General features: G+C 72.8%; 15 protein-coding genes. 5 read left to right on the plus strand and 10 right to left on the minus strand.

The annotated features are described in order from the left end of the window. Positions 1-321 precede the first annotated feature (321 nt). The gene (locus ACFQ3T_RS07445) at positions 322-633 is read left to right on the plus strand and encodes a hypothetical protein (RefSeq protein ID WP_380721595.1); all 312 of its coding nucleotides are present in this window, start codon (positions 322-324) and stop codon (positions 631-633) included. A 545-nt stretch (positions 634-1178) separates the two neighbouring features. On the opposite strand, the gene ACFQ3T_RS07450 is transcribed toward ACFQ3T_RS07445, so the two are convergent. After that, complete coding sequence (locus ACFQ3T_RS07450; RefSeq protein ID WP_380721597.1) at positions 1179-1934, minus strand: phosphotransferase family protein; 756 nt, start codon at positions 1932-1934, stop codon at positions 1179-1181. A 134-nt stretch (positions 1935-2068) separates the two neighbouring features. On the opposite strand from ACFQ3T_RS07450, the gene ACFQ3T_RS07455 reads away from it, so the two are divergent. Further along, the gene (locus ACFQ3T_RS07455) at positions 2069-2581 is read left to right on the plus strand and encodes a transposase (RefSeq protein WP_380721600.1); all 513 of its coding nucleotides are present in this window, start codon (positions 2069-2071) and stop codon (positions 2579-2581) included. 104 nt (positions 2582-2685) lie between these two features. Here the strand turns inward: ACFQ3T_RS07455 and ACFQ3T_RS07460 are convergent, their stop codons facing one another. Further along, on the minus strand, positions 2686-3570 hold the full coding sequence (locus ACFQ3T_RS07460; protein ID WP_380721603.1) for an SDR family oxidoreductase: 885 nt from the start codon (positions 3568-3570) through the stop codon (positions 2686-2688). Positions 3571-3641: 71 nt separating this feature from the next. Here ACFQ3T_RS07460 and ACFQ3T_RS07465 point away from each other — a divergent pair, with 71 nt between their 5' ends. Both ACFQ3T_RS07465 and ACFQ3T_RS07470 read left to right on the plus strand, forming a co-directional pair. Further along, on the plus strand, positions 3642-3968 hold the full coding sequence (locus tag ACFQ3T_RS07465) for a transposase (RefSeq protein ID WP_380721606.1): 327 nt from the start codon (positions 3642-3644) through the stop codon (positions 3966-3968). 176 nt (positions 3969-4144) lie between these two features. Continuing rightward, positions 4145-4678: a hypothetical protein gene (locus tag ACFQ3T_RS07470; protein WP_380721609.1), complete on the plus strand. Its 534-nt coding sequence runs from the start codon at positions 4145-4147 to the stop codon at positions 4676-4678. A 454-nt stretch (positions 4679-5132) separates the two neighbouring features. On the opposite strand, the gene ACFQ3T_RS07475 is transcribed toward ACFQ3T_RS07470, so the two are convergent. Both ACFQ3T_RS07475 and ACFQ3T_RS07480 read right to left on the minus strand, forming a co-directional pair. Continuing rightward, entirely contained in the window at positions 5133-5543 is a 411-nt protein-coding gene (locus ACFQ3T_RS07475) for an SSI family serine proteinase inhibitor (protein WP_380721612.1), read from the minus strand. Positions 5544-6019: 476 nt separating this feature from the next. Then, complete coding sequence (locus tag ACFQ3T_RS07480) at positions 6020-6406, minus strand: nuclear transport factor 2 family protein (RefSeq protein WP_380721615.1); 387 nt, start codon at positions 6404-6406, stop codon at positions 6020-6022. Positions 6407-6651: 245 nt separating this feature from the next. On the opposite strand from ACFQ3T_RS07480, the gene ACFQ3T_RS07485 reads away from it, so the two are divergent. Then, positions 6652-9531, plus strand: a complete 2880-nt coding sequence (locus tag ACFQ3T_RS07485) for an AfsR/SARP family transcriptional regulator (protein ID WP_380721618.1) — start codon at positions 6652-6654, stop codon at positions 9529-9531. Positions 9532-9648: 117 nt separating this feature from the next. Here the strand turns inward: ACFQ3T_RS07485 and ACFQ3T_RS07490 are convergent, their stop codons facing one another. The 6 genes from ACFQ3T_RS07490 to ACFQ3T_RS07515 form a co-directional block, all read right to left on the minus strand. Next, positions 9649-9915: a hypothetical protein gene (locus tag ACFQ3T_RS07490; protein ID WP_380721621.1), complete on the minus strand. Its 267-nt coding sequence runs from the start codon at positions 9913-9915 to the stop codon at positions 9649-9651. A gap of 142 nt (positions 9916-10057) precedes the next feature. After that, on the minus strand, positions 10058-10636 hold the full coding sequence (locus tag ACFQ3T_RS07495) for a helix-turn-helix transcriptional regulator (protein ID WP_380721624.1): 579 nt from the start codon (positions 10634-10636) through the stop codon (positions 10058-10060). Between the two features lie 5 nt (positions 10637-10641). Beyond that, the gene (locus tag ACFQ3T_RS07500; protein ID WP_380721627.1) at positions 10642-11274 is read right to left on the minus strand and encodes a helix-turn-helix transcriptional regulator; all 633 of its coding nucleotides are present in this window, start codon (positions 11272-11274) and stop codon (positions 10642-10644) included. Between the two features lie 148 nt (positions 11275-11422). Next, positions 11423-12673, minus strand: a complete 1251-nt coding sequence (locus ACFQ3T_RS07505; protein WP_380721630.1) for an MFS transporter — start codon at positions 12671-12673, stop codon at positions 11423-11425. A gap of 30 nt (positions 12674-12703) precedes the next feature. Next, positions 12704-13948, minus strand: a complete 1245-nt coding sequence (locus tag ACFQ3T_RS07510; protein ID WP_380721633.1) for a cytochrome P450 — start codon at positions 13946-13948, stop codon at positions 12704-12706. Then, the gene (locus ACFQ3T_RS07515; RefSeq protein WP_380721635.1) at positions 13945-21099 is read right to left on the minus strand and encodes an amino acid adenylation domain-containing protein; all 7155 of its coding nucleotides are present in this window, start codon (positions 21097-21099) and stop codon (positions 13945-13947) included. The genes ACFQ3T_RS07510 and ACFQ3T_RS07515 overlap by 4 nt, the downstream gene beginning before the upstream one ends. Between the last annotated feature and the right edge of the window lie 2 nt (positions 21100-21101).

The raw sequence follows: 21101 nt of genomic DNA on the forward strand, positions 1-21101 counted from the left end.
CCGCTCGATCGAACCCGGCGTTCAGCACCCGACCACCTGCCGCATCGAGCACCCAGGCTCCACATTTCCGCACAACCGGTGTTCCGTACCCGACGGGCCCTGCCAACTCAGGAAGCGTGCCGACCACCGACCTCTTCGAGCCCGGCAAGTCACACCACTACGGCCGGGCCAACCGATCACCGCGAGGTTGTTGGTCCCCAGTCGACCACCCGGCCCGATGCCGCGCTTGTCTTCCCGGCGCGGAGTCCAACCACGCCGGCGTTCAATTGCCGCGAGGAAGTTCTCGTCTGCGCAGCCCTGTGGTGGGGCACAATCGCGATCATGAGCGAACGGGACCGACTGTCACTGCTGTGGGGAGAACACGTGCGTGCGCCGTTCCCGCGGCACCTTCGCGGTCGGGACGTCAACGGTGAGGACATGGTCACGCTGGACTCGGCCATCGCCGGCTGTGTCTCTTCGGCGCTGTCGGGACACCTCGACGAACGGCGCCGCCTGATCCTGCTCGGTCGCCTCGTCGCTGTCGAGGAGGTCCTGCCGTCGATCGACGGCGAAAACGGCGCGCGCGAGTACTACGAACGCTTGCGGGAGATGGCCGTGTTGGCGATCCGCCTTGGGGATGCCGAGACCGCATAGCGCCGCGGGACGTCCGCTTCTCCTCAAGCGCACAACGTCATATGGACGCGAACCACAGATCATTCGTGGAGAAGGCACCGTCTCCCAATATCCGCGGCGTCGCCGGGCCGAATGCCGCCACGAGGACGTCCGGGTCCACATCAAGACGTTATCGTCGAACGAGGGCACGTGCCCGACCGGCAACTCCCCAAGTGCCAGACGACCGACCGACATGCGATGGCTGTCCGCGATCACCGCCAACGGCTGGCTGATCCAGTCTCGCCCGCGTCTTCGTCCCACTCCAGCACGAGCGGGGTTCCGGCCATGCGACGCCGCGACTTCCCGTGCGGCTCGCGCAGTCCACTCCCGTGCCGACGAAGAGGTCGCTAACGCATCCGCGAGAACAATCATGAAGCACCTCCGGGTACTGCGGAGTTGTCGGCACTCCGATCGGTTGCGCCTACAGACCCAACTCCGCCCGCAAGTCGTTCCACCGCACAGCCCTGCCGGCAGACTGGCCGGCCTCGGACGATCTGGCGGCCGGAGAACTCCCTTCCACACAGCCCTTAGTGTTCCCGCATCCGGGATCTGAGGACGTCGAACTCGCACCCCGGCGCGTCCGGGTCGAAGCCGTGCTCGATCAGCCAACGCGACGCCACCAGGCTGCGCAGTGACCACCAGGCGCGGATCGCGTCGCGGTCCGCGTCGGCACCGTAACCGACGAGCAGGTCGTCCAGGCGTTCCTCGTGCCCTAGCGTCACAGTGGCGAGGTCGAACATGGCATCGCCGGGGGCGGCCTCGGACCAGTCGATGACACCGGTGACCTCGTCGCCGTCGACGAACACGTGCGTGATCTGCAGGTCGCCGTGGATGAACACCGGTTTCCACGGCCGGAGCGCGGCCTCGGCGATCTCGCGGTTGCGCCGGATCACCTCGGCGGGCAGAACGGCGTTGTCGAGCAGCCACGCGCACTCGCTGTCCAGCTCCGCGGCCACGTCGTCGAGCCTGGGCCCCGGCCACGGCGGCAACGGCGCGTCGTGCAGCCTCCGTATGGCCGCGCCCGCCGCACCCCACGCCGCCGGCGACACGGCCGACGGTTCGCCGAGGACGCCGAGCGCCTTGCCGGGCACGGCGGCGATCGCGAGCACGGGCGGCTCGCGCCAGAGGACCGCCGGGGTCGGTATCGGCGCCATGGCCATCGCCCGCACCTCGACGTCGGCGTGCGCCGGGTCGCCGTCGATCTTCAGGAACACGTCGCCGACGCGCAACGTCGCACGCTGACTGTGGGCGACAACGACTTCAACCTGTTCCACACCGGCCATCCTGGCGGCAACACCCGCCGATGTCGCCGGATTTCTCGATGGCCGAGCCGCCGCCGGTTCCGTTCGGCGCGACGGGTGCGGACGGGGCCTAGGAACATCGCCGCTTTGGCGCGTCGCAGCGGCTGCTCGACGCGTTGCGCGACCGCGTCCGCCTGGCCGAGGGCCGGGTGGCGGCGCCGTCGGTGGCGGTCATGGAGTGCCAACCGGTGCGCGCCGCCGCTACCGTCGACCGGTCCACCCGCGGCTGGGACGGCGGCAAGAAGGTGCAGGGCCGTAAGCGCCACGTCGTCGTGGACACCACGGGGTTGTTGTTGGCGGTGCCCCGGCTGGCCTCGACGCAGGACCGGGTCGCCGCTCGCCCACCGCGCGCCCGCAGCCTGCTGCGACGCCTGCGCGACACCGCCGGCGAACGCGCCGCGTTGGTGTGGGCCGACGGCGGCTACACCGGCACCCTGCTCGACTGGGCCCGCAGAACACTCGGTTCACTGGTGGAGATCGTCCACCGCCCCGATCTGCCGCACTTCACCGTGCTGCCAAGGCGATGGGTGGTCAAGCGGGCCTGGCCTGGATCACCGGACACCGCCGCTGTGTCCGCGACTACGAACGCCTACCCCTTCACCACGAGGCCATGGTCCGCTGGTCCATGATCCGCATCACCAGCCGCCGACTCACCCAACGCCAATAGCTGGGAAACGGGCACTGAGGATTCGGCGGAATGGCCGGACCGGCGATCTCGATGGGAGGTCGAGGGTCAGCGGAAGTCTTCCACGTGATCGCGCGCCCACTGCGCGTAGGTGCGACCGTCCTTGCCGGTGGCCTCCCCATAGCCCGGCAGCGGCTTCATCAGATCCGAGTAGTCCTGGTCGGAATAGCCGTTGTCACCGCCGCCCGCGCCGCCCTCGTAGTCGACGAACCCGAGCAGCAGGTCGGCGCTCTCGGCGGCAAAGCCTCCCATCGCCCTGAGGACGTCACGCGCTTCCTCGCGGGAGACCTCCTCGTAGCGCACCTCCTCACCGAGCGCATCGGCGATGGCCCCGACCTGCCGGCGCACGGAGAGTTGCTCGGGACCGCTCAGCGTGTACGCCTTGCCGATGTGCCCGTCCTCCAACAGTGCCACCACGGCGACGTCCGCGATGTCCGCTTCGTGGATCGGGGCGGCGCCGAGGTCGTCGCCGAACGGATAACGCACCATTCGCGACTCCTTGATCATCGGTCCCCAGATCGGCAGCATGTTCGTCATGAACTCGCCGGGCCGCACGTGCGTCCACTCAAGCCCGGCCTCCTCGACCGCACGCTCGACCCGGGCGTGGTAGGCGGTGTCGGAGCCGAGCGTCACGGCCGCGGCGGAGAGCACGACGACGCGCCGCACACCCGCCTGCCTGGCCAGGCCGACCACCTCGGTCGCGGTCTCCGGTTGCGGGAACAGCAACAGCTTCTCCACGCCCTCAAGCGCGGCCACGAGCGATGAGGGCTGGAGCAGGTCGCCCTTGAAGACCTCGACGTGCTCGGGAAATACGGCCTTCGCGGGCGTGCGAGTGAGCACCCGTACCGACGCGCCCGCTTGGACGAGCCGGTCGACGACGTGCCGCCCGACCAGACCCGTCGCACCGGTTACCAAGATCGTCACGGCTTCCACTCCTCGTCTTTGTGCTGGTCAACCCAAGGTAGACCGAATCCAGGTCACTTCCTGACCGCTATTGCGATCGCATGGGAAGCAGTCGCGAGAGCCGCAGCCGGATCAAGGCGGGAAGTCGGCCGGCAGGGCCGGCGGATCCGACTCGACCCGCTGTTGCCCGATCCGGCGTGCCTGGCCGGTCAGGGTGGCGGTGGGCGGGGCAGAGAGAGAAGCACTGCCGCCGCGTGATCCTGTACGTGGTCGACAACGGCATCAAGTGGCGTGCCCTGCCGGCGGACTTCCCGCCCTGGACCACGGTCTACAAGCGCTTCACCGCGTGGGAGAAGACCGGTGCCGTTAGAGGCCGCTCTCCTCGTCAAGCTCCTTGCCGCCGTTACTGGAACGGCACTTCGAGGTGACCTTGTGGGTGATGTTGTCGGCCAGGTCGTAGGAGGTCTCGGTGCACCCGGCGTCCGTGTTCGCTGCTTTTCCGGTTGCAGCGACGGCATGCGCGACTCCGGAACGCGGTTGTCGTCGCTCGGGTGAGCGCGCGGCGCCATGCGGATAGGACCCGGCCGGTGGGGTAGTCGGGAGCATGCTGAAGCGTGCGTTGTGGCAGGGGCTGGTCGCCGGGGCTGCCGGTGCGGCGGTGATGACCGTCGGGGAGAAGCTGGAGCAGCGCGTGACGGGTCGCCCCGACTCGCACGTGCCGGGACTGGTGCTGGAACGGCTGCTCGGGACGTCGGAGTGGGCCGGCCGGCAGCCTCGCGCGGTGAACCTGGTGATGCACTTCGGGCAGGGCGCGCTGGCCGGGGTGGTGCGGTCGCTGATGGCCAACGCGGGGATGCGCGGCCCGGTGGCCTCGGTGATGTTCACCGCGGTGCGGTTGAGCAACGACCAGATCCTGGAGAACGCCACGGGTGTCGGCGCGCCGCCCCAGACCTGGCCCCGGTCGGAGCTGGTGGTGGACCTGCTGCACAAGTCGGTCTACGCCTTCGCCACCGGGTTGGTCGCCGACGCCCTCGCCGCACGCGGAGGTCCCGGCCCCGGGCAGCGGCACGCCTCGATGCGCCCAGGCCGCCGGTCCGACGTCGGCCCGCTGCCACGCGGTGCCTCGGCCGGTCGCTGAACGTCGTCCGGACAGTCGGGCGGTTCGTGCGACGGCACTGGAGGTCGTGCTGGGAGCGGGAACACCTCGGTGAGATCCGGCTCGCCGCGCCGTTCCAACGCGCACGGGACGACGAGCCGGTCGAGGAGTCGGCGTGATGCTTCGGTGGTCCGTGGCGGGGTAGCCGTGGTGCGACCCGGACAACGGAGGTTGGTCATGACGGAACCGCAGCACGACGAGGACACGGTGGAACGGGGCGCTTCCGAGGAAGCGACCGGTGCGCCGCTCACCGAAACGGAGCGAGAGGTGTCGAAGAGGCCGCCGAGCGACAGCCCGGCGGAGGACGGGTCGACCGGCGAGGAAGACGGGTCCTAGCTCGAGTTCACCTTGTCGCGTCCCTGCCGAACGGCTGCTGCGGTTGCTTCATGTGGCTCCCGCTCCGCCTTCGGCGGAAGCGGACGCCGGTCGGTTTCGGTCAGATGTGCCAGACCGGCCCGGTGGACGCCGCGAAGACGCAGCTGTTGCCGTAGGTCGTGGTGTGGCTGATCGGTGCGCCCGCGTACCAGCCGAAGGCCCGGACGGTGACCGGCGCGTAGATCATCGGGCACGCCACGCCGGGGTTTTCGACGTCGGTCGCGCCCACGTTGCCACCGGCGGCCGCCAATTCGGCGCATGCCGCGACCGGATCGCGGTGCAGTCCGCCTTCAGGTGCGCAGGTGAGAAAACCGTGAACGGTTCGGGGGCCTGCCGGGTCGGCGTCGGAATAGGTGACGCCGAGGAACAGAAGGGCCTCCGGTGCGGTGGCGGCGGAGGCCGACGGGACGACGAACGCGCTGGCCAGAGCGGCGACGGTGGTCGCGACCGCGGCGAGCAGAACGCGGGACATGGTTCTCCCTCGAAACGATGACTGCGGAATGGTTGCGGATTGATCGGTCGGATCGCATCCGCCGCAGACGTTAGGTTCCGAGGTGACACCGCCTCAATGTGATGGTTCTCGCAGGCGGTCATCAGGGTGATTTTCCATTGTCAAATGCGTGAATGCCGATGACCTTCGGAGCAGTTGATTGACGGAATGGGCGGACGTCCCGGTCGTCGGGGACCGGCATGGGTGCCGTCACGGCCGGCGCGGTGGTGACGTGGCCGTCGTGGTCGGGCGGTGAAGCCGTGGCTTCGTACGCGCCGGGGCGCGCCGGGTGAGGCTGGGTGAGCCCGAGGGAGCCGGCTGATCAAGTGCACGCGCACGGCGTCACACCCATCCAGTTTCCCTATTCTCACCGGATGGGCCGCCGGGAAACCGAAGGCTCGTTTGTCGGAGTTGCTCCGAACGCGGTGCCAATGCGTCCGAACGCGTTCCGCGAACCGTCACGTGGTGCTCACGGAGTAGAAACGCCTGCACCCCGTCAGCAGGCCGTCGTCGGCGATGGTGAAGATGTCGGCGAATTCCACCTCCGTCGCCGGGGCCGACGTGAAGCGGCCCACCGCGGCGATGCAGTCGCCGTCGGCGATCACCCGCAGCAGGCGGTGCCTGCCCTTGGGGCCCTCGGGCGGGGCGAGCACGTCCAGCACCTGGGAGCGGCAGGTCGACGGCGCCGCGTGGAGCGAGCCTTCCTGCCCCTTGCAGTGCACCAACGACTCCAGCCCTTCAAGATCACCCTCATCGGCGTAGAGGTAGGAAAGCCGGACGTGATCGACACCGACCGCCGTGACCGTGTCGCTGGGCGGTGGCAGCCGCCGTTCGCCGAGGACCATGTCCCCCTCCTTTCGCCCACCGCCCGCGAGGTGCGGGGCGGGCCCGCGGAACCGACTCTCCACTCCCTCGGCAACCGCCCCTTATCACGCCGTTATCGCGAGGGCATCCTCCTTCCATAGCCTTTTCCGATGACGTGCCGCGATGCCGTTTTGCGACGTCGAGCGGACATACAGAACTCATGTGCGCAGGTATCTTCTGCCTATGCCCGGCGCAAGCCCCACCCGGGTGGGTGAGCGGAGGTCGCGTGGACGAGGTCGGGATTCGGGTGGCGTCCATCGGCGACCACCTGGTGTTCAGGGTCCTGGGGCCGATCGAGGTCGCGGGCGCGGGCGGTCCGGTGCGCATCCCGCCGGGTCGGCAGCAGATCATCCTGGCCTCCCTGCTGGTGGAGGCGAACAAGGTGGTCAGCACCGATCACCTGGTCGACACCCTGTGGGAGGTCCACCCGCCCGACACCGCGCGCACCCAGGTGCAGATCTGCGTGTCACGGCTGCGCAAGACGCTCTCCGACGCCGGCGTGGAGGTGTCGATCGTGACCCGCCCTCCCGGCTACCAGTTGCGCGTCCCGGACACGGCGCTGGACGTCCACGAGTTCACCCGCGCGGTCGCCGAGGCGCGAGCCGCCGCCAAGCGCGGGGCCCTGGCGGAAGCCTCCGAGGTGCTGCGGGCCGCGGTGGGCCTGTGGCGCGGGCCGTGCCTGAGCGGGCTGTCGGGCCGCTCCCTGCGCACCAGGGCTCTGCGCTTGGACGAGGACCGGCTCAACGCCGTGGAGACGTATCTCGGCATCGACCTGGAACTCGGCCGGCACCACGAACTGGTCGGGGAGATCGGCAGGCTGGTGCACGAGCACCCCCTGCGGGAGCGGCCGCGCGCGCTGCTGATGCTGGCGCTGTACCGGTCGGGGCGCAAGGCGGAGGCGCTGGACGTGTACCGCGCCGGCCGCGACCTGCTGGTGGAGGAGCTCGGCCTGGAGCCCGGCGAGGAGCTGAGGGGGCTGGAGCGGGCGATCCACGCCGGTGACGCCTCGCTGCTGCGCCGCCCGGCGCCCGAGCGTGATCAGCCGCCGACCCCCCACGTCGACGCGACACCGTCCAGGGCGGTGCCCCGGCAACTGCCGGCGGACACGGCCGACTTCATCGGCGGGGAGGCGCTGATCCGCACCGCGGAGGAGGTGCTCACCGGCCGGCGGGATCGGCGGGCGATCGGCGTCGTGGTGGTCATCGGCAGGCCGGGCGTCGGCAAGTCGACGCTGGCCGCCCACATCGGGCACCGCATCGCGGAGGAGCACTTCCCGGACGGCCAGCTGTACTGCGACCTGCGCGGCACCTACGGCGACGCCGGCCAGTCGGCCGACGTGCTCGGCCGGTTCCTCCAGGCGCTGGGCATCCCCGGCTCCATGATCCCGGCCGATCTCGCGGCGCGCACGGAGATGTACCGGACGCTGCTGGCGGATCGTCGGGTGCTGGTCGTGCTGGACAACGCCGTCAGCGAGCGGCAGGTGCTGCCGCTGCTGCCGGGCAGCGGCACGTGCGCGGTGGTGGTGACGAGCCGGTCGCGGCTGACCGGCCTGCCGGGGGCGCGCCACCTCGAACTGGACCTCCTGGACCCGCACCAGTCGCTGGAACTGCTGGGCCGGGTCATCGGCGAGGACCGGGTGTCCGGTGAGCGGGAGGCCGCCGAGGCGCTGGTGCGCACCGTCGGCGGGCTGCCCCTGGCGTTGCGCATCGTCGCGGCGAGGCTGGCGGCGCGGCCGCACTGGTCGCTGGCGTCGATGGTGCACCGGCTGGCCAGCGAGCGGCATCGGCTCGACGAGCTGGCGCACGGCGAGATGACGATCCGGGCGAGCCTGTCGCTGACCCACGACGGGCTCGACCGGCCGACGCGGCGGCTGTTCGGCCTGCTGAGCCTGGCCGAGGGGCCGTCGTTGCCGGGCTGGGTGGCGGGCGCGGTGCTCGACGACGACCGCCCCTACCCGTCGGACCTGATCGAACCCCTGGTGGACGTCCAGATGCTCGACGTGGTCTCGGTCGACGGCTCGGGCGGCTTCCGCTACCGGTTCCAGGACATCATCCGCCTGTTCGCCCGCGAGCAACTGTCCACACTGGACGCCGAGGAGCACCGGCTGGTGCAGGAGCGCGTGCTGGGCGGCTGGCTGGCGCTGGCGGAGCGCGCGCACCGCGGCGTGTACGGCGGCGACTTCACCGCGCTGCACGGCGACGCGCCGCGCTGGCTCCCGCCCGCCGACCACGTGGCGCGGCTGCTGGAACACCCGATCGAGTGGCTGGAGGGCGAGCTGCCGAACCTGCGCGCGGCGGTGGCGCAGGCGGCCAGGATCGGCATGGACGAGCTGTGCTGGGACCTCGCGGTCACCGCGGTCACCGTGTTCGAGGCACGCGGGCACCTCGACGACTGGCAGCACAGCCACGACGAGGCGTTGCGCGCCACCAGGGCGGCCGGCAACACCCGCGGCACCGCGGCGTTGCTGGCGTCGCTGGGCACGCTGCACATCAACCGGGGACGTCCCGCGGAGTCGAGGGCGGCGCTGACCGAGGCGGTGGAGCTGTTCACCGGGATCGGCGATCCGCTGGGGCAGGCGCTGTGCCACCGCGACCTCGGTCTGCTGACCCGGCAGGCGGGTGACGACGCGGGCGCGCTGGAGCTGTACGAGAGCGCGCTGCGCGGTTTCGGGCAGGTCGACGACGTGGTGGGGCGGGCGATCGTGCTCACGCAACGCGCCCACATCCTCATGCGCACCGGGCAGGGCGACGAGGCGCTGGAGCAGTTGGCGGAGGCGATGGACATCTGCCGCTCGGTCGGCTACACCGGCGGGATCGCCACCACGATGCGCCGCATCGGCCAGGTGCAGCTGCACCGCGGCGAGCACGCGCGGGCGGAGCGGACCCTGTCGGAGGTGCTGGAGATGGTGCGCGCCAACCGGGACGTGATCGGTGAGAGCCACCTGCTGCACAACCTCGGCGAGGTCAACGCCGCGGCCGGGCGGCACGACACCGCGCGGGACTACTTCGGGCAGTCGATCGCCGTGCGGGAGCGCATCATGGACCACGAGGGGGCGGCGGTGGTGCGGCGGGACCTCGCTCTGATGGAGGCGCAGGTCCCCGCTTAGGGCCGGAGAGGACGGCCGCGGTTCGTCACGCGGCGGGCGGTGCGTCGGCGTGGGTGGCGTGGGTGGCGTGGTGGTTCCGGTGGGACCTGCGGTGCTGTTCCGGGGTCGGCGTTGGACCTAGTCCCACGGGTTGCTGCCGTCGGTCGTGACCGGCGCGGTGTCCCACGGGTTGGAGCCGTCGGTGGCGACCGGCGCGGTGTCCCACGGGTTGGAGCCGTCGGTGGCGACCGGCGCGGCGTCCCACGGGTTCGAGCCCTCGGTCGAGACCGGCGCGGCGTCCCACGGGTTCGAGCCCTCGGCCAGTGCGCTCTGGCCGCCGAACATCGTGGCGACGGTGACGGCGGCAAGAACAACAGCGCTCTTCGCGATGACGGGGAAGTTCATTTTTCTCTCCGATCCGGTTTGTTCTTCGGTGTTGAGAAAAATGTATGAGGAGAGCCAATCCCGCCCTTATCACGCCATTTATCCCCCGGCTATCACGGCTCACGCCGGCCGCGATAGGCACCGCACACGCGCCTTGACCAGCTCAGATGAGCCCCAGCCGCACCGCGTGCGCCACCGCGTGCGCCCGATTGCGCACCCGCAGCCGGGCGGTCAGCTCGTAGATGACGTTCTTGACGGTGTGCTCCGAGCAGGCCAGCGCCCGCGCTATCGCGGAATTGCCGAGACCGTCGGCCATGAGCTGCAGCACGGCGGTCTGCTTGGCGGTGAGCGCCTCGACCTCGACCATCGCCCCGTCGCCGGACCTGCCCAGCAGCCGCACCAAGGCCTGGTAGGGCACGACGCCGTCGCCGTGCAGGGCCGAGTGCACGCCCGCGACCAGGCGCGACACCGGCGAGGCCACCGGGCAGAGCACCGCGCTGGCGCCCATCCGCACGGCCCGCAGCACCCCGGCGGGGTCGAAGGAGTCGGCCAGGACCAGCAGCCGGTCGTGGCCGGGCCGGAACACGGCGGGGCAGGCGTCCAGCGCCTCGTCCACCGTCTTCGCCGCGAGCACGACGACCACGTCCGGGCCAGGCGCGTCGACCAGGACCATCCCCGCGCCGCGCAGGCGTTCGGCCACGTCGCGCGCCACCGGGCCCACCGCGGTGACGTGCACCCGCACGCCGGTCACAGCAGACCCGCCCGCAGCGCGTAGGCCACGGCGTGCGCGCGGTTGCGCAGCCGGAACCGGTAGGTGATGTCGTGCACCACCGTGGTGACGGTCCGGGGCGAGTAGCACAGCTTCTTCGCTATCTCCCCGGTCTCGTGGCCCTCGGCGACGAGGCTGAGCACGGCGCGCTCCCGCTCGCTCAGCCCGGCCCCGGCCAGGACGGACCCGGACGGCGCCGCCTCGGTGCCGTGCAGCTGGTCGAGCAGGTCGGGCGGGACCGTGCAGTCCCCCGCCGCGGCGGCCAGCACCGCGCGGGCCAACCGCTCCGCGCCCGCGTCCCGGCGGCGCAGCAGGCCGCGCACGCCGCTCAGCACCGCGTGCAGGGCCTGCGCGGGCGTCAGGTCGGCCACCACCAGCACCACGGCGCCGCGCCGCGTCCGGACGAGGTCGAGCACCGCGCGATCGACCTCGTCCACCATCACGACCGTGACGTGCGCGGCCTCGGCGTCGTCCGCGGGCACCACCACCAGTTCGGGGTGCCCGCGCAACGCACTGGCCGCCCCCGCCTCCAGCATCGGGTCCCTGGCCACCACGGCCACGGGCACCAGCGCCCTGACGACAGCACAGCTCTGCTCCATGTTCGCCCCCAAGCGACTACGACGGATGACATCGCGTTGAGACTGGGTTCGAACGAAGGATCGGCACCGCGGCTATCACGGCGGAATCCCCGACCTATCCACCTGCCGCGAACGAGCGGACAGCGGCGGGATGGGGCGGGGATAGCGCCGGCTGCGTGGGTCAGCGCATCTCGCGCACCGGCTTGGAGGCGAGCACGCCCAGAGCGGTCACGACGAGGATCACCGCCGTGCCGCCGAACATCACCGCGGTGTTCCGCTCGGCCAGCGCGCCGCACACCACCAGCGACAGCGGCGCGACCGCGTAGCCGAGCACCATGTCCACCGAGATGACCCGGCTCAGCACCGAGCCCTTGATGTTGCGCTGGATCCAGCTCACCCCGAACACGCCCTGGAAGCCGATGCCGAACCCCATCGCCAGCACGGTCCCGACGGCCACCGCGGCCTGGTCGACGGCGCCCAGCGCGGCCATGCCCACCGCGAGCCACCCGGCCAGCGCTGCCACCAGGAGCCCGACCCGGGGCCGGGTGCCCACGGCGCCGCCGACGAGCGTGCCGAGCATCGCGCCGGCCGCGAGGGCGCCGTTGAGCAGGCCCATCGTGGCGGAGCCGCCCTCGACCTCGTTGCGGGCGAGGTTGGCGAAGCCGACCGTGAACGGCCCGGCGTAGCAGAACGTCACGGCCATGTCGACGACGAGGACGGTCCGGATGCGCGGGTCGGCCCACACGTACCGCAGGCCCTCCTTGATCCGCGCCCACAGCGAGTCGCCCGCCTCGGCGCCACCGCCGGCGTCCTCCTCCTGCTCGCGGGGCAGCGTGCGCACCGCGGACACGCACAGCGCGCACAGCGCGAAGCACAGCGCGTCGACGAGGAAGGCGTAGTTGGCGTTGGAAGCGGCGACCACCACGCCGCCGACCGCCGGGCCGAGGACCGAGGCGACCTTCACCCCGGAGCCGAGCAGCGCGTTGGCGGCGGGCAGCACGTCGGCGGCCACCACCGAGGGCAGGATCGACACGCGCGCGGGCTGGAAGAAGGCGTCCACCGCGCCGAACACCGCCGCGGCGGCGCACAGCACCCAGAACCCGAGGGTGCCCGAGAAGCCCGCCACTGCGACCCCCGCCATCACCCCCGCCCGCGCCCAGCTCGACACGACCATGAGCCGCCGAGGCGACCACCTGTCGCTCAGCGAACCGCCCACGAGGGTGAGCAGCGCGCGGGGCACGGCCTGCGCCGCCAGGACGTAGCCGAGCATGAGCGTGGACCCGGTCAGGTCCAGCGTGATCCAGGCGAACGCGATGTAGCTGAACCCGTCACCGAGCAGGGACAGGGCCTGCCCCGCCCACAACAGGCGGAACGAGCGGAGCCGGGCGGGGGCCCACAGGCGCGAACCCGCACCTGCCAACGTGGTAGCCATAGCGGAGACCTTCTTCCTCGCCTGCGGGGCTCAGTAGCGGACGGGCAGCGCGGTGAGGCTGCGGTTGAGCAGGGACAGCTGCCAGGAGTGGCGCGTGCCGGCGAGGCGCAGGCCCGGGTACTCGGTGATGAGGACCTCCAGCGCCGAGCGGGCGACCATGCGGGCCAGCGCGGCGCCGATGCAGAAGTGGGCGCCGAACCCGAAGCCCACGTGCGAGGTGTCGGACCTCGTGACCAGGAACCGGTCGGGGTCGCGGTGGCGGTCCGGGTCGCGGTTGGCGGCGGCGGAGACCAGGAAGAGCCGGTCGCCGCCGCGGACGGTGTCGCCGTCCAGCTCGAAGTCGCGCGAGGCGACGCGGATGGACATCTTGGACGGCCCGTCGAACCGCATGGCCTCCTCGACCACGGCACGCGCCAGCTCCGGGTCCTCGCGGACGGCGGCCAGCTGGTCGGGGTGCAGCAGCAGGGCGCGCACTGCGTTGGCGATGAGGTTGCTGGTGGTCTCGCCGCCCGCGAAGGCCATCTGGGTGAGCATCCCGATGAACTCGACCTCGCTGACGCCGTCACCGACCTGCCCGCCCGCGAGCACCGCGCTGATGAGGTCGTCCCGGGGCTCGGCGCGGCGTTGCCGCACCAGGTCGGCGAGGTAGTCCTCCAGGTTCACCAGCGACTGGAGGGAGGTGCGGTACTCGCGCTCCTCCTGCGCCGCGCCGAGCACGAGGTCGCCGACCCTGGCGTTCCAGTACCAGAACGACGCGCTGTGCTGCTGCGGGACGCCCAGCCAGCGGGCGAACACCAGCGCGGGCAGGGGCTTGGCCACGTCCGCGGCGAGGTCGCCGATCCGGCCCGGGACGGCACGGCGGGCCAGGAGGGCGCGGGTGACGCGCTCGATGAGCGCCTGGTAGCGGTTGATCGCTCGGGCCGAGAACTGCTCCTGGAACACCTGCCGGAGCCGCCGGTGGTCGGGGGCGTCGGTGAACACCATCCAGCGGGACAGGATGTCGAACGCGCGCTCGGCGTCACCGCGGGCGCCCTCGGGCACGGCGTCCATCATCGGGCCGACGCGGGCGGCGGAGGCCGCCGGCTCCCGCAGCACGCGGGTGAGCTGGGAGTGCCCGGTGACCAGCCAGGCCCGGTGCAGCGGGCTCCAGCGGACGGGCCCGTGGTCGCGCAGGGAGTTGAGGTAGGGGTACGGGTCGGCGTTCACGTCCGGGTCGAGCAGGTAGCGCTCGGTGAACCCCGGCGCGTGCCGGACGGGTTCCAGTGTCGCGGTCATCGGCGTGCCTCCGCCCTGATCGCGCCGAGCAGGTCCGCGAACGCGCGGGTGTTGGGCTCGGCGAGGATGGTCATGTGGTCGCCCGGCGAGACGTGGACGGTCAGGCCGCCCAGGGCGAGGGAGCGCCAGCGCTCGACGTACTCGGCGAAGCCGACGTCCAGGCCCGGCATCAGCTCGCCGTCGGGCATCGCGGCGGCTTCGGAGCCGACGACCAGGTGGACGTGGCCGGGGTGGGGACGGGGCTCGTAGTCGGCCAGCGCGGCCAGCAGGGAGTGCCACACCTCGATGGGCGCGTCCTCCACCAGGTCGGCCTCGCTGGGCGACATCCCGGCGCCCAGCAGGGTCTCCTCCAGCTCGGTGACGGCGCGGTCGCGCTCGTCGGACGGGGGCAGCGCGCGCACCCGGTCGCGCAGTTCCAGCGCCCCGGCGAGGTCGCCGGCCACCCCCAGCAGGCGGGTGCGTGCGGCCTCGTTGGGCAGGTACGGCTCGACGAGCACCAGCGGCTCGGCGGCACGTCCCCGCTCGTGGAGCTGGGTGGCCATCTCCAGGGCGAGGTTGGCGCCCATGGACCAGCCCAGGACGGCGTGCGGTCCGTCGCCCGCCATCTCCGCCACGTAGTTCGCCGCGATGCCCGGCACGGTCGTGGGGTCCACGCCGCCGAGCAGGCCGCGGGCCTGGAACGCCAGGACGGGTCCCTCGGGCAGCGCCCTGGCCAGCGGCACGAACCAGGCGGCGCTGCCGCCGGTGGGGTGCACGCAGTACAGCGGGGCGCCGTCACCGTCGCGCAGCCGGACCTCCGAGCGCACCTCGGCGGGTGCGTCACCGCGGGCCGCGCGGTGGACCTGTGCGGCGAGCTGGGCGATGGTCGGGCGCTCCACGAGGTCGCGCACCGACACCGGCACGCCCTTGGCGCGGGCCGTGGCGGCGACCTTCACCGTGGACAGGGAGCTGCCGCCGATGCGGAAGAAGTCGTCGTGCACGCCGATCTCGGCCAGGCCGAGCACGTCGCGCCAGACCTCGGCGAGCACCACCTCGACCGGGGTGGAGGGGGCGACGTAGTCGGCGCCGCTGTCGCCGCGACCGCTGCCGGGCAGGGGCAGCGCGCCGCGGTCGACCTTGCCGCTGCGGTTGATCGGCATGGCGTCGAGGACGACGAACCGCGCGGGCACCATGTAGGCGGGCATCTTCGCGCGCAGCGCCTGCCGCAGCGCGTCCACATCGGACACGTCGCCGACGACGTAGGCCACGAGCGCCGGTCCGCCGGGCAGGTCGCGCAGCAGCACCACGGCCTGGGCGATCCCGGGCACCTCGCCCAGCGCGTGCTCCACCTCCCCCAGCTCGATGCGGAAGCCGCGCAGCTTGACCTGGGAGTCGCGGCGGCCGATCCACTCCACGGAGCCGTCGGCACGGCGCCTGCCCAGGTCGCCGGTGCGGCACAGCCGCGAGCCGGGCGGGCCGAAGGGGTCGGGCACGTAGGTGGCCGCGGTGAGGCCGGGCCGGTCGAGGTAGCCGCGGCCGGTGGCCAGGCCGCCCAGGTGGATCTCGCCCGGGACGCCGACGGGCACCGGCTGCATGTCCGGGTCCAGCACGTGCATCGTGGTGTTGCGCATGGGGAAGCCGATCGACGGCCTGCCGCCGCCGGGTTCGCACACCTGCGCGGTGGACCACACCGACGTCTCGGTGAGGCCGTAGACGTTGTGGAAGCGGCGCCCGCGCGACCAGGCGTCGGCGATCTCGGCGGGGCACGCCTCCCCCGCGACCTGGAGGGTGGCCAGGTCCGGGAACTCCTCGCCCTGCATGACCGCCAGCGCGCTGGGCGGGAGCATGCCCGCGGTGACCCGCAGTTCGCGCAGGGTGCGGGCGAGGTCGGGTCCGGGCCGCAGCGCCTCCTTGGGCGCGGTGCACAGGCGCCCGCCGTTGGCCAGCGACCACGTCATCTCCAGGATGGAGGCGTCGAAGCTCGCGGAGGCGAACTGGAGCACCCGGTCGGCGGGGCCCGGCTCGACCAGGTCCCGCTGTCCCTCGACCATGTTGGCCAGCCCGCGGTGCGGGATGACCACGCCCTTGGGGGTGCCGGTCGAGCCGGAGGTGTAGATGACGTAGGCGGCGGACTCCCCGTCCACGTCGTCCACTGCGGACAGCGGCGTCGTGTCCGCGGGCAGCGGCCGGTCCAGCAGCGTCGTGTGGCCGTCGAACGGGACGACGCCCACCAGCGGCGTTTGGGTGAGCAGCACGCGCATCCCGCTGTCGCGGGCCATGAACGCCAGCCGGTCCGCGGGCAGCTGCGGGTCCATCGGCAGGTAGGCGCCGCCCGCGTGCAGCACGCCGAGGACGGCGCGCACCAGGTCGGGACCGCGGTCGACGCAGAGGCCGACGACGGTCTCGGGGCCGACGCCCAGCGCCTTGAGGTGCCCGGCGAGCAGCAGCGCCTGGTCGTTCAGCTCGCCGTAGGCCAGGTCGACCGGTCCCGCCTCGGACAGGTGGGTGACGGCGACCGCGTCCCGGTCCTGGGCGGCGACGCGGTGGTGGAACGGCGTGCCGGCGGGCGGGACGACCGGGCCGCGCGACCACTCCAGGTCCCGGTCACGGGCCGCGCCCGCGATCGTGGGCCGGGTGACGGGCCCCTCCGGGTCGGCGACCATCGTCTCCAGCAGGTCGCGGAAGACGTCGGCGAGCTGCTCGGCGGTGGCCGGGTCGACGCGGGTGGGGTCGACGTCCAGGGTGAAGCCGTTGACGCTGGTGTTGACCAGCAGCGGGAACATGGTGCGGGCGATCTCCAGCGACTCCTCCCAGGTGTCGCTGGTGAGCCGGTGGAAGTTGACGTAGTTGAAGATCACCTCGACGAGGTTGGGCTCGCCGGGGCGGAAGCGCGCCATGCGCGCCAGCGGGACGCGGCGGTGCGGCAGCATGTCCTGCTCGGCGACGAAGGTGTCGCGCACCAGGTCCAACCAGGTGACGCCGGTGCGGCGCACGCCGAACGGCACGGTGTTGAGGAACAGCCCGCGCATCCGGTCCGCGCCCTCCTGCTCGGGCCTGCCGTTGGTGGCCAGGCCGATGGAGTGGCCGCCGACGGGGTCGCCCGGCTCGGCGAACAGGCTCATGGTGTGGTGGAACGCGGCCAGCAGGACCGTGCGGCGCGGCACGCCCGCGAGCGTCGCCAGCCGCCCGATGGCCTCGGTGAGCCCGCCGAAGGAGCGGCGCACCTCGTGGATGACCTCGTCCGACCGCGATTCGCGGTGGCCGAAGCGCACCGGCCGGAACTCCTCCAGCTCGTCGCGCCAGAACTCCAGGCCCTCCGGCGACTCCAGCGCGGCCAGCTCCAGCGCGACGTACTCGGCGAAGCGCGGCGACGGCGGCAGCTGCGGCGTGCGCCCCTCGACGGCCTGGCGGTGCAGGTCGAGCAGGTCGGCGATGAGCGAGGTGAGGCTCCAGCCGTCGAGCACCACGTGGCAGTCGGTGAGGGTGAGCCTCAGCTCGTGCTCGGTGAGCCGGTGCAGGTGGATGCGCACCAGCGGCGGCGCGGCCAGGTCGAAGCGGCGGGCGAACTCGGCGTCGACGAACCGGCGCAGCGCCGCGCGCTGCTCGGTGCGCGACAGGCCGCGCAGGTCGGAGTAGCCGATCGGCAGCTCGGCGGCGGGGTGCACCAGTTGCAGCGGCTCGCGGAAGCCCACCAGGTCGATGGACGTCCGCAGGATGTCGTGCCGGCGCACCACCTCGTCGGCGGCGGCCTGGAACGCGGCGAGGTCGAAGCCCTCCGGGACGGTGATCTTGAGGTCGGTGACGTTGTGGTAGGCCGCGCGGTGCGGGTCGGCCAGCATCTCGTGCAGCATCCCCGCCTGGAGCATGGTCAGCGGGTAGGCGTCGACCAGGCCCTCCGGCAGCCGGGCGCGGTCGGCCGGGTCGAGCAGCGAGAACGGCTCGACCGGCTCCGGCTCGTCCTGCGCGGCGCCCGCCAGCGCGACGAGGTCGCCCAGCGTGCGGGCGCGGAACAGGTCGGCCACGCTCAGCCCGAGGCCGGCCGCGCGGGCGAGGCCGACGACGCGCAGGGCGAGGATCGAGTCGCCGCCCAGGTCGAAGAAGTTGTCGCCCAGGCCGACCCGGTCGGCGCCGACGACCTCCGCCCAGATGGCGGCGAGCGCCCGCTCGGTCGGGGTGCGCGGCCGCACGTGGTCGGGCTGGGTGCGCACGCCGCCCGCCTCGACGGCGGCCAGCGCGGCCCGGTCGACCTTGCCGTTGGAGGTCAGCGGGAGCCGGTCGTGGCGGACGAACAGCGCGGGGACCATGTAGTCGGGCAGGCTCGCGCGCAACCGGTCGCGCAGCGCGGACGGGTCCAGCCGGGCGCCCTCGGCGAGCACGACGTGGCCGACGAGGCGCGCGCCCTGCGGTCCCGGCTGGGCGACGACGGTGGCGTCGGCGATGCCCGGGCAGCCGCTGAGGGCGCTCTCGACCTCGCCGGGCTCGATGCGGAAGCCCCGGATCTTGACCTGGTTGTCGGCGCGGCCGACGTAGCCGAGCTGCCCGTCGGGCAGCACCCGCACCAGGTCGCCGGTCTTGTAGACGCGCCCGCCCAGCGGGCCGCGCGGGAAGCGCTCGGCGGTCAGCTCGGGCCGGTTGCGGTAGCCGCGGGCCACGCCGCCGCCCGCGATGTGCAGCTCGCCGACCGTGCCCACCGGAACCAGGCGACCGTGGCGGTCCAGCACGTAGCCGTGCTGGCCGGGCAGCGGACGGCCGATGGGCGAGCGCTCCGCGCCGTCACCCGCGGTGACGTCGGCCTCGGTGATGAGCCGGTAGGTGACGTGCACCGTGGTCTCGGTGATGCCGTACATGTTGACCAGCGCGGGCTTGCGGCCCGGCGCGGTGAACCAGTCGCGGTAGTCGCGGGTGTCGAAGGCGTCCCCGCCGAACACGACGGTGCGCAGCGCCAGCCCGTCGAAGGTGTGCCCGTGCTGCGCCAGGTGCGCGCGCAGGCCCTTGAAGGCGGCCGGGGTCTGGCTGAGCACGGTGACGCCCTCGTCGCGCAGCACCCGGTGCACGGCGTCGGGGTCGCGGGTCTCCTCGCCGGTGAGCACCACGACGCGACCGCCGCTGCTCAGCGGCCCCCACAGCTCCCACACGGAGAAGTCGAACGCCGCGGAGTGCATCAGCGACCACACGTCACCGGGGCCGAAGTCGAACATCCGGTCGGCGGCGTCGAACAGCCAGGCGGCGTTGGCGTGCGTGACCTCGACGCCCTTCGGCTTGCCGGTGGACCCCGAGGTGTAGATGACGTAGGCCAGGTCGTCGGCTCGCACCTCCACCGAGGCGGTGTCCACCCCGGGTCCGTCCGGGTCGACCAGGGTGACGGGCAGGCCGTCCAGCGCGGCGCGGCCGGTGTCGTCGGCCACGACCAGCGACACGCCCGCGTCGGCGACGGTGAACTCCACGCGCTGCCGCGGGTGGCGCGGGTCCAGGGGCAGGTAGGCGGCGCCGGCGCGCCACACGCCCAGCAGGTCCACCGCCAGGTCGGCGGTGCGCGCCAGGCACACCCCGACCAGACTCTCCCGGCCGGCGCCCAGCGCCCGCAACCGTGAGGCCAGCGCCGTGGCACGGGCGTCGAGCTCGGCGTAGGTCAGCGACCGGCCGCCACCGGTGACGGCGATCGCGTCCGGGGTGGCGGCGACGTGGTCGGCCACCCGGTCGAGGACCAGCCGCGGCAGGCCCGCCGCGGCGCCGGAGGCCGCCGGACCGTCCGGGCCGAGCAGGAACGCGCGCTCGGCCTCCCCCAGCAGCTGCACCGAGCCCAGCGGCTCGTCGGGACGCTCGAAGAACGCCCGCAGCACGGCGACGGTGTGGTCGGCCAGCCGCGCCACGGAGTCGTGCTCGAACAGGTCGGGGCGGTAGACGAACGCCAACCGGTAGCCGCCGTCGTGGCCGACGGCCTCCAGGGACAGGTCGAACTTGGCCGTGGTCAGCGCGATCGGGAACGCCCGCGCCACGGTCCCCCCGAGCGAGAAGGCGCCGCCGCCGGACTCGGAGTAGGCGAACAGGACCTGGAACAGCGGGTTGCGCGACAGGTCGCGCTCGGGGCTCAGCTCGTCCACGACGCGCTCGAACGGCAGGGACTGGTGGCTCAGCGCGCCCAGCACCCGTTCCCGGGCGCGGTCGAGGACCTGCGCGCAGGTGGGCTCGCCGGACAGGTCGGCGCGCATGACCAGGGTGTTGACGAAGAACCCGACCAGCCCCTCGGTCTCGGCGCGGTCGCGGTTGGCGGTGATGGTGCCGATCGCGACGTCGTCCTGCCCGCTGTGGAAGCCCAGCGCGGCCTGGAACGCGGCCATGATCGTGGTGAACGGGGTGGCGTCGGCGGCGGTGACGGCCGCCGCCAGGTCGGCGGGCAGCTCGACGGTGTGCACGGCGCCCTCGTGCGAGCGCTCCTTCGGGCGCGGGTGGTCGGTGGGCAGCTCCAGCGGCGTCAGCCCGGCCAGCGCGGTGCGCCAGTGCTCCAAGTCCGCGGTCTCGTCGGCGGCGCGCTGCCACACCGCGTAGTCGGTGTACTCGATCGGGGTGGGCGTCAGGCGTGGCGCCTCGCCCGCCAGGCGGGCCCGGTACAGCTCGCGCAGGTCGCGCACGAGGACGTCCAGCGACCAGCCGTCGGTGACGATGTGGTGCATCGCCAGCACGAGCACGTGGTCGGTGCCGGTGACGCGCACCAACGTGGCTTGGAAGGCCGGTTCGGCGGCCAGGTCGAACGGGCGCACGGCGGCGGCCCGCACGGTCCCGGCGACGTCGTCGGCGTCGGCCTCGACCACCGCCATCGGCGCGCCATGCGGCAGGACCCGCTGGAACGGCACGCCGTCCTCGGCGGGGAAGACCACGCGCAGCTGCTCGTGCCGGGCGACGAGGTCGTCCACCGCGCCCGCCAGCGCGGCGGCGTCGAGCGGGCCGGTCAACCGCCACGCGGCGGGCATCAGGTACTCGGTGCCGCCCGGTGCGAGCTGGTCGAGGAAGTACAGGCGCTGCTGCGCCGCGGACAGGGGTGCTCGTCCGGGCCGCGGCTCCTGGCGGGGGATGCCGGTCGGCGCGGCGGTGAGGCCGCGCAGGCGCCGCTCCAGCAGCGCGCGGGCCGCCGGGGACAGACCGGAACGGGTGGGGTTGATCTCCGAGGTGGTCATGA

The organism is Saccharothrix hoggarensis, assembly GCF_042678885.1.
GTDB classification, from domain to species: domain Bacteria; phylum Actinomycetota; class Actinomycetes; order Mycobacteriales; family Pseudonocardiaceae; genus Actinosynnema; species Actinosynnema hoggarensis.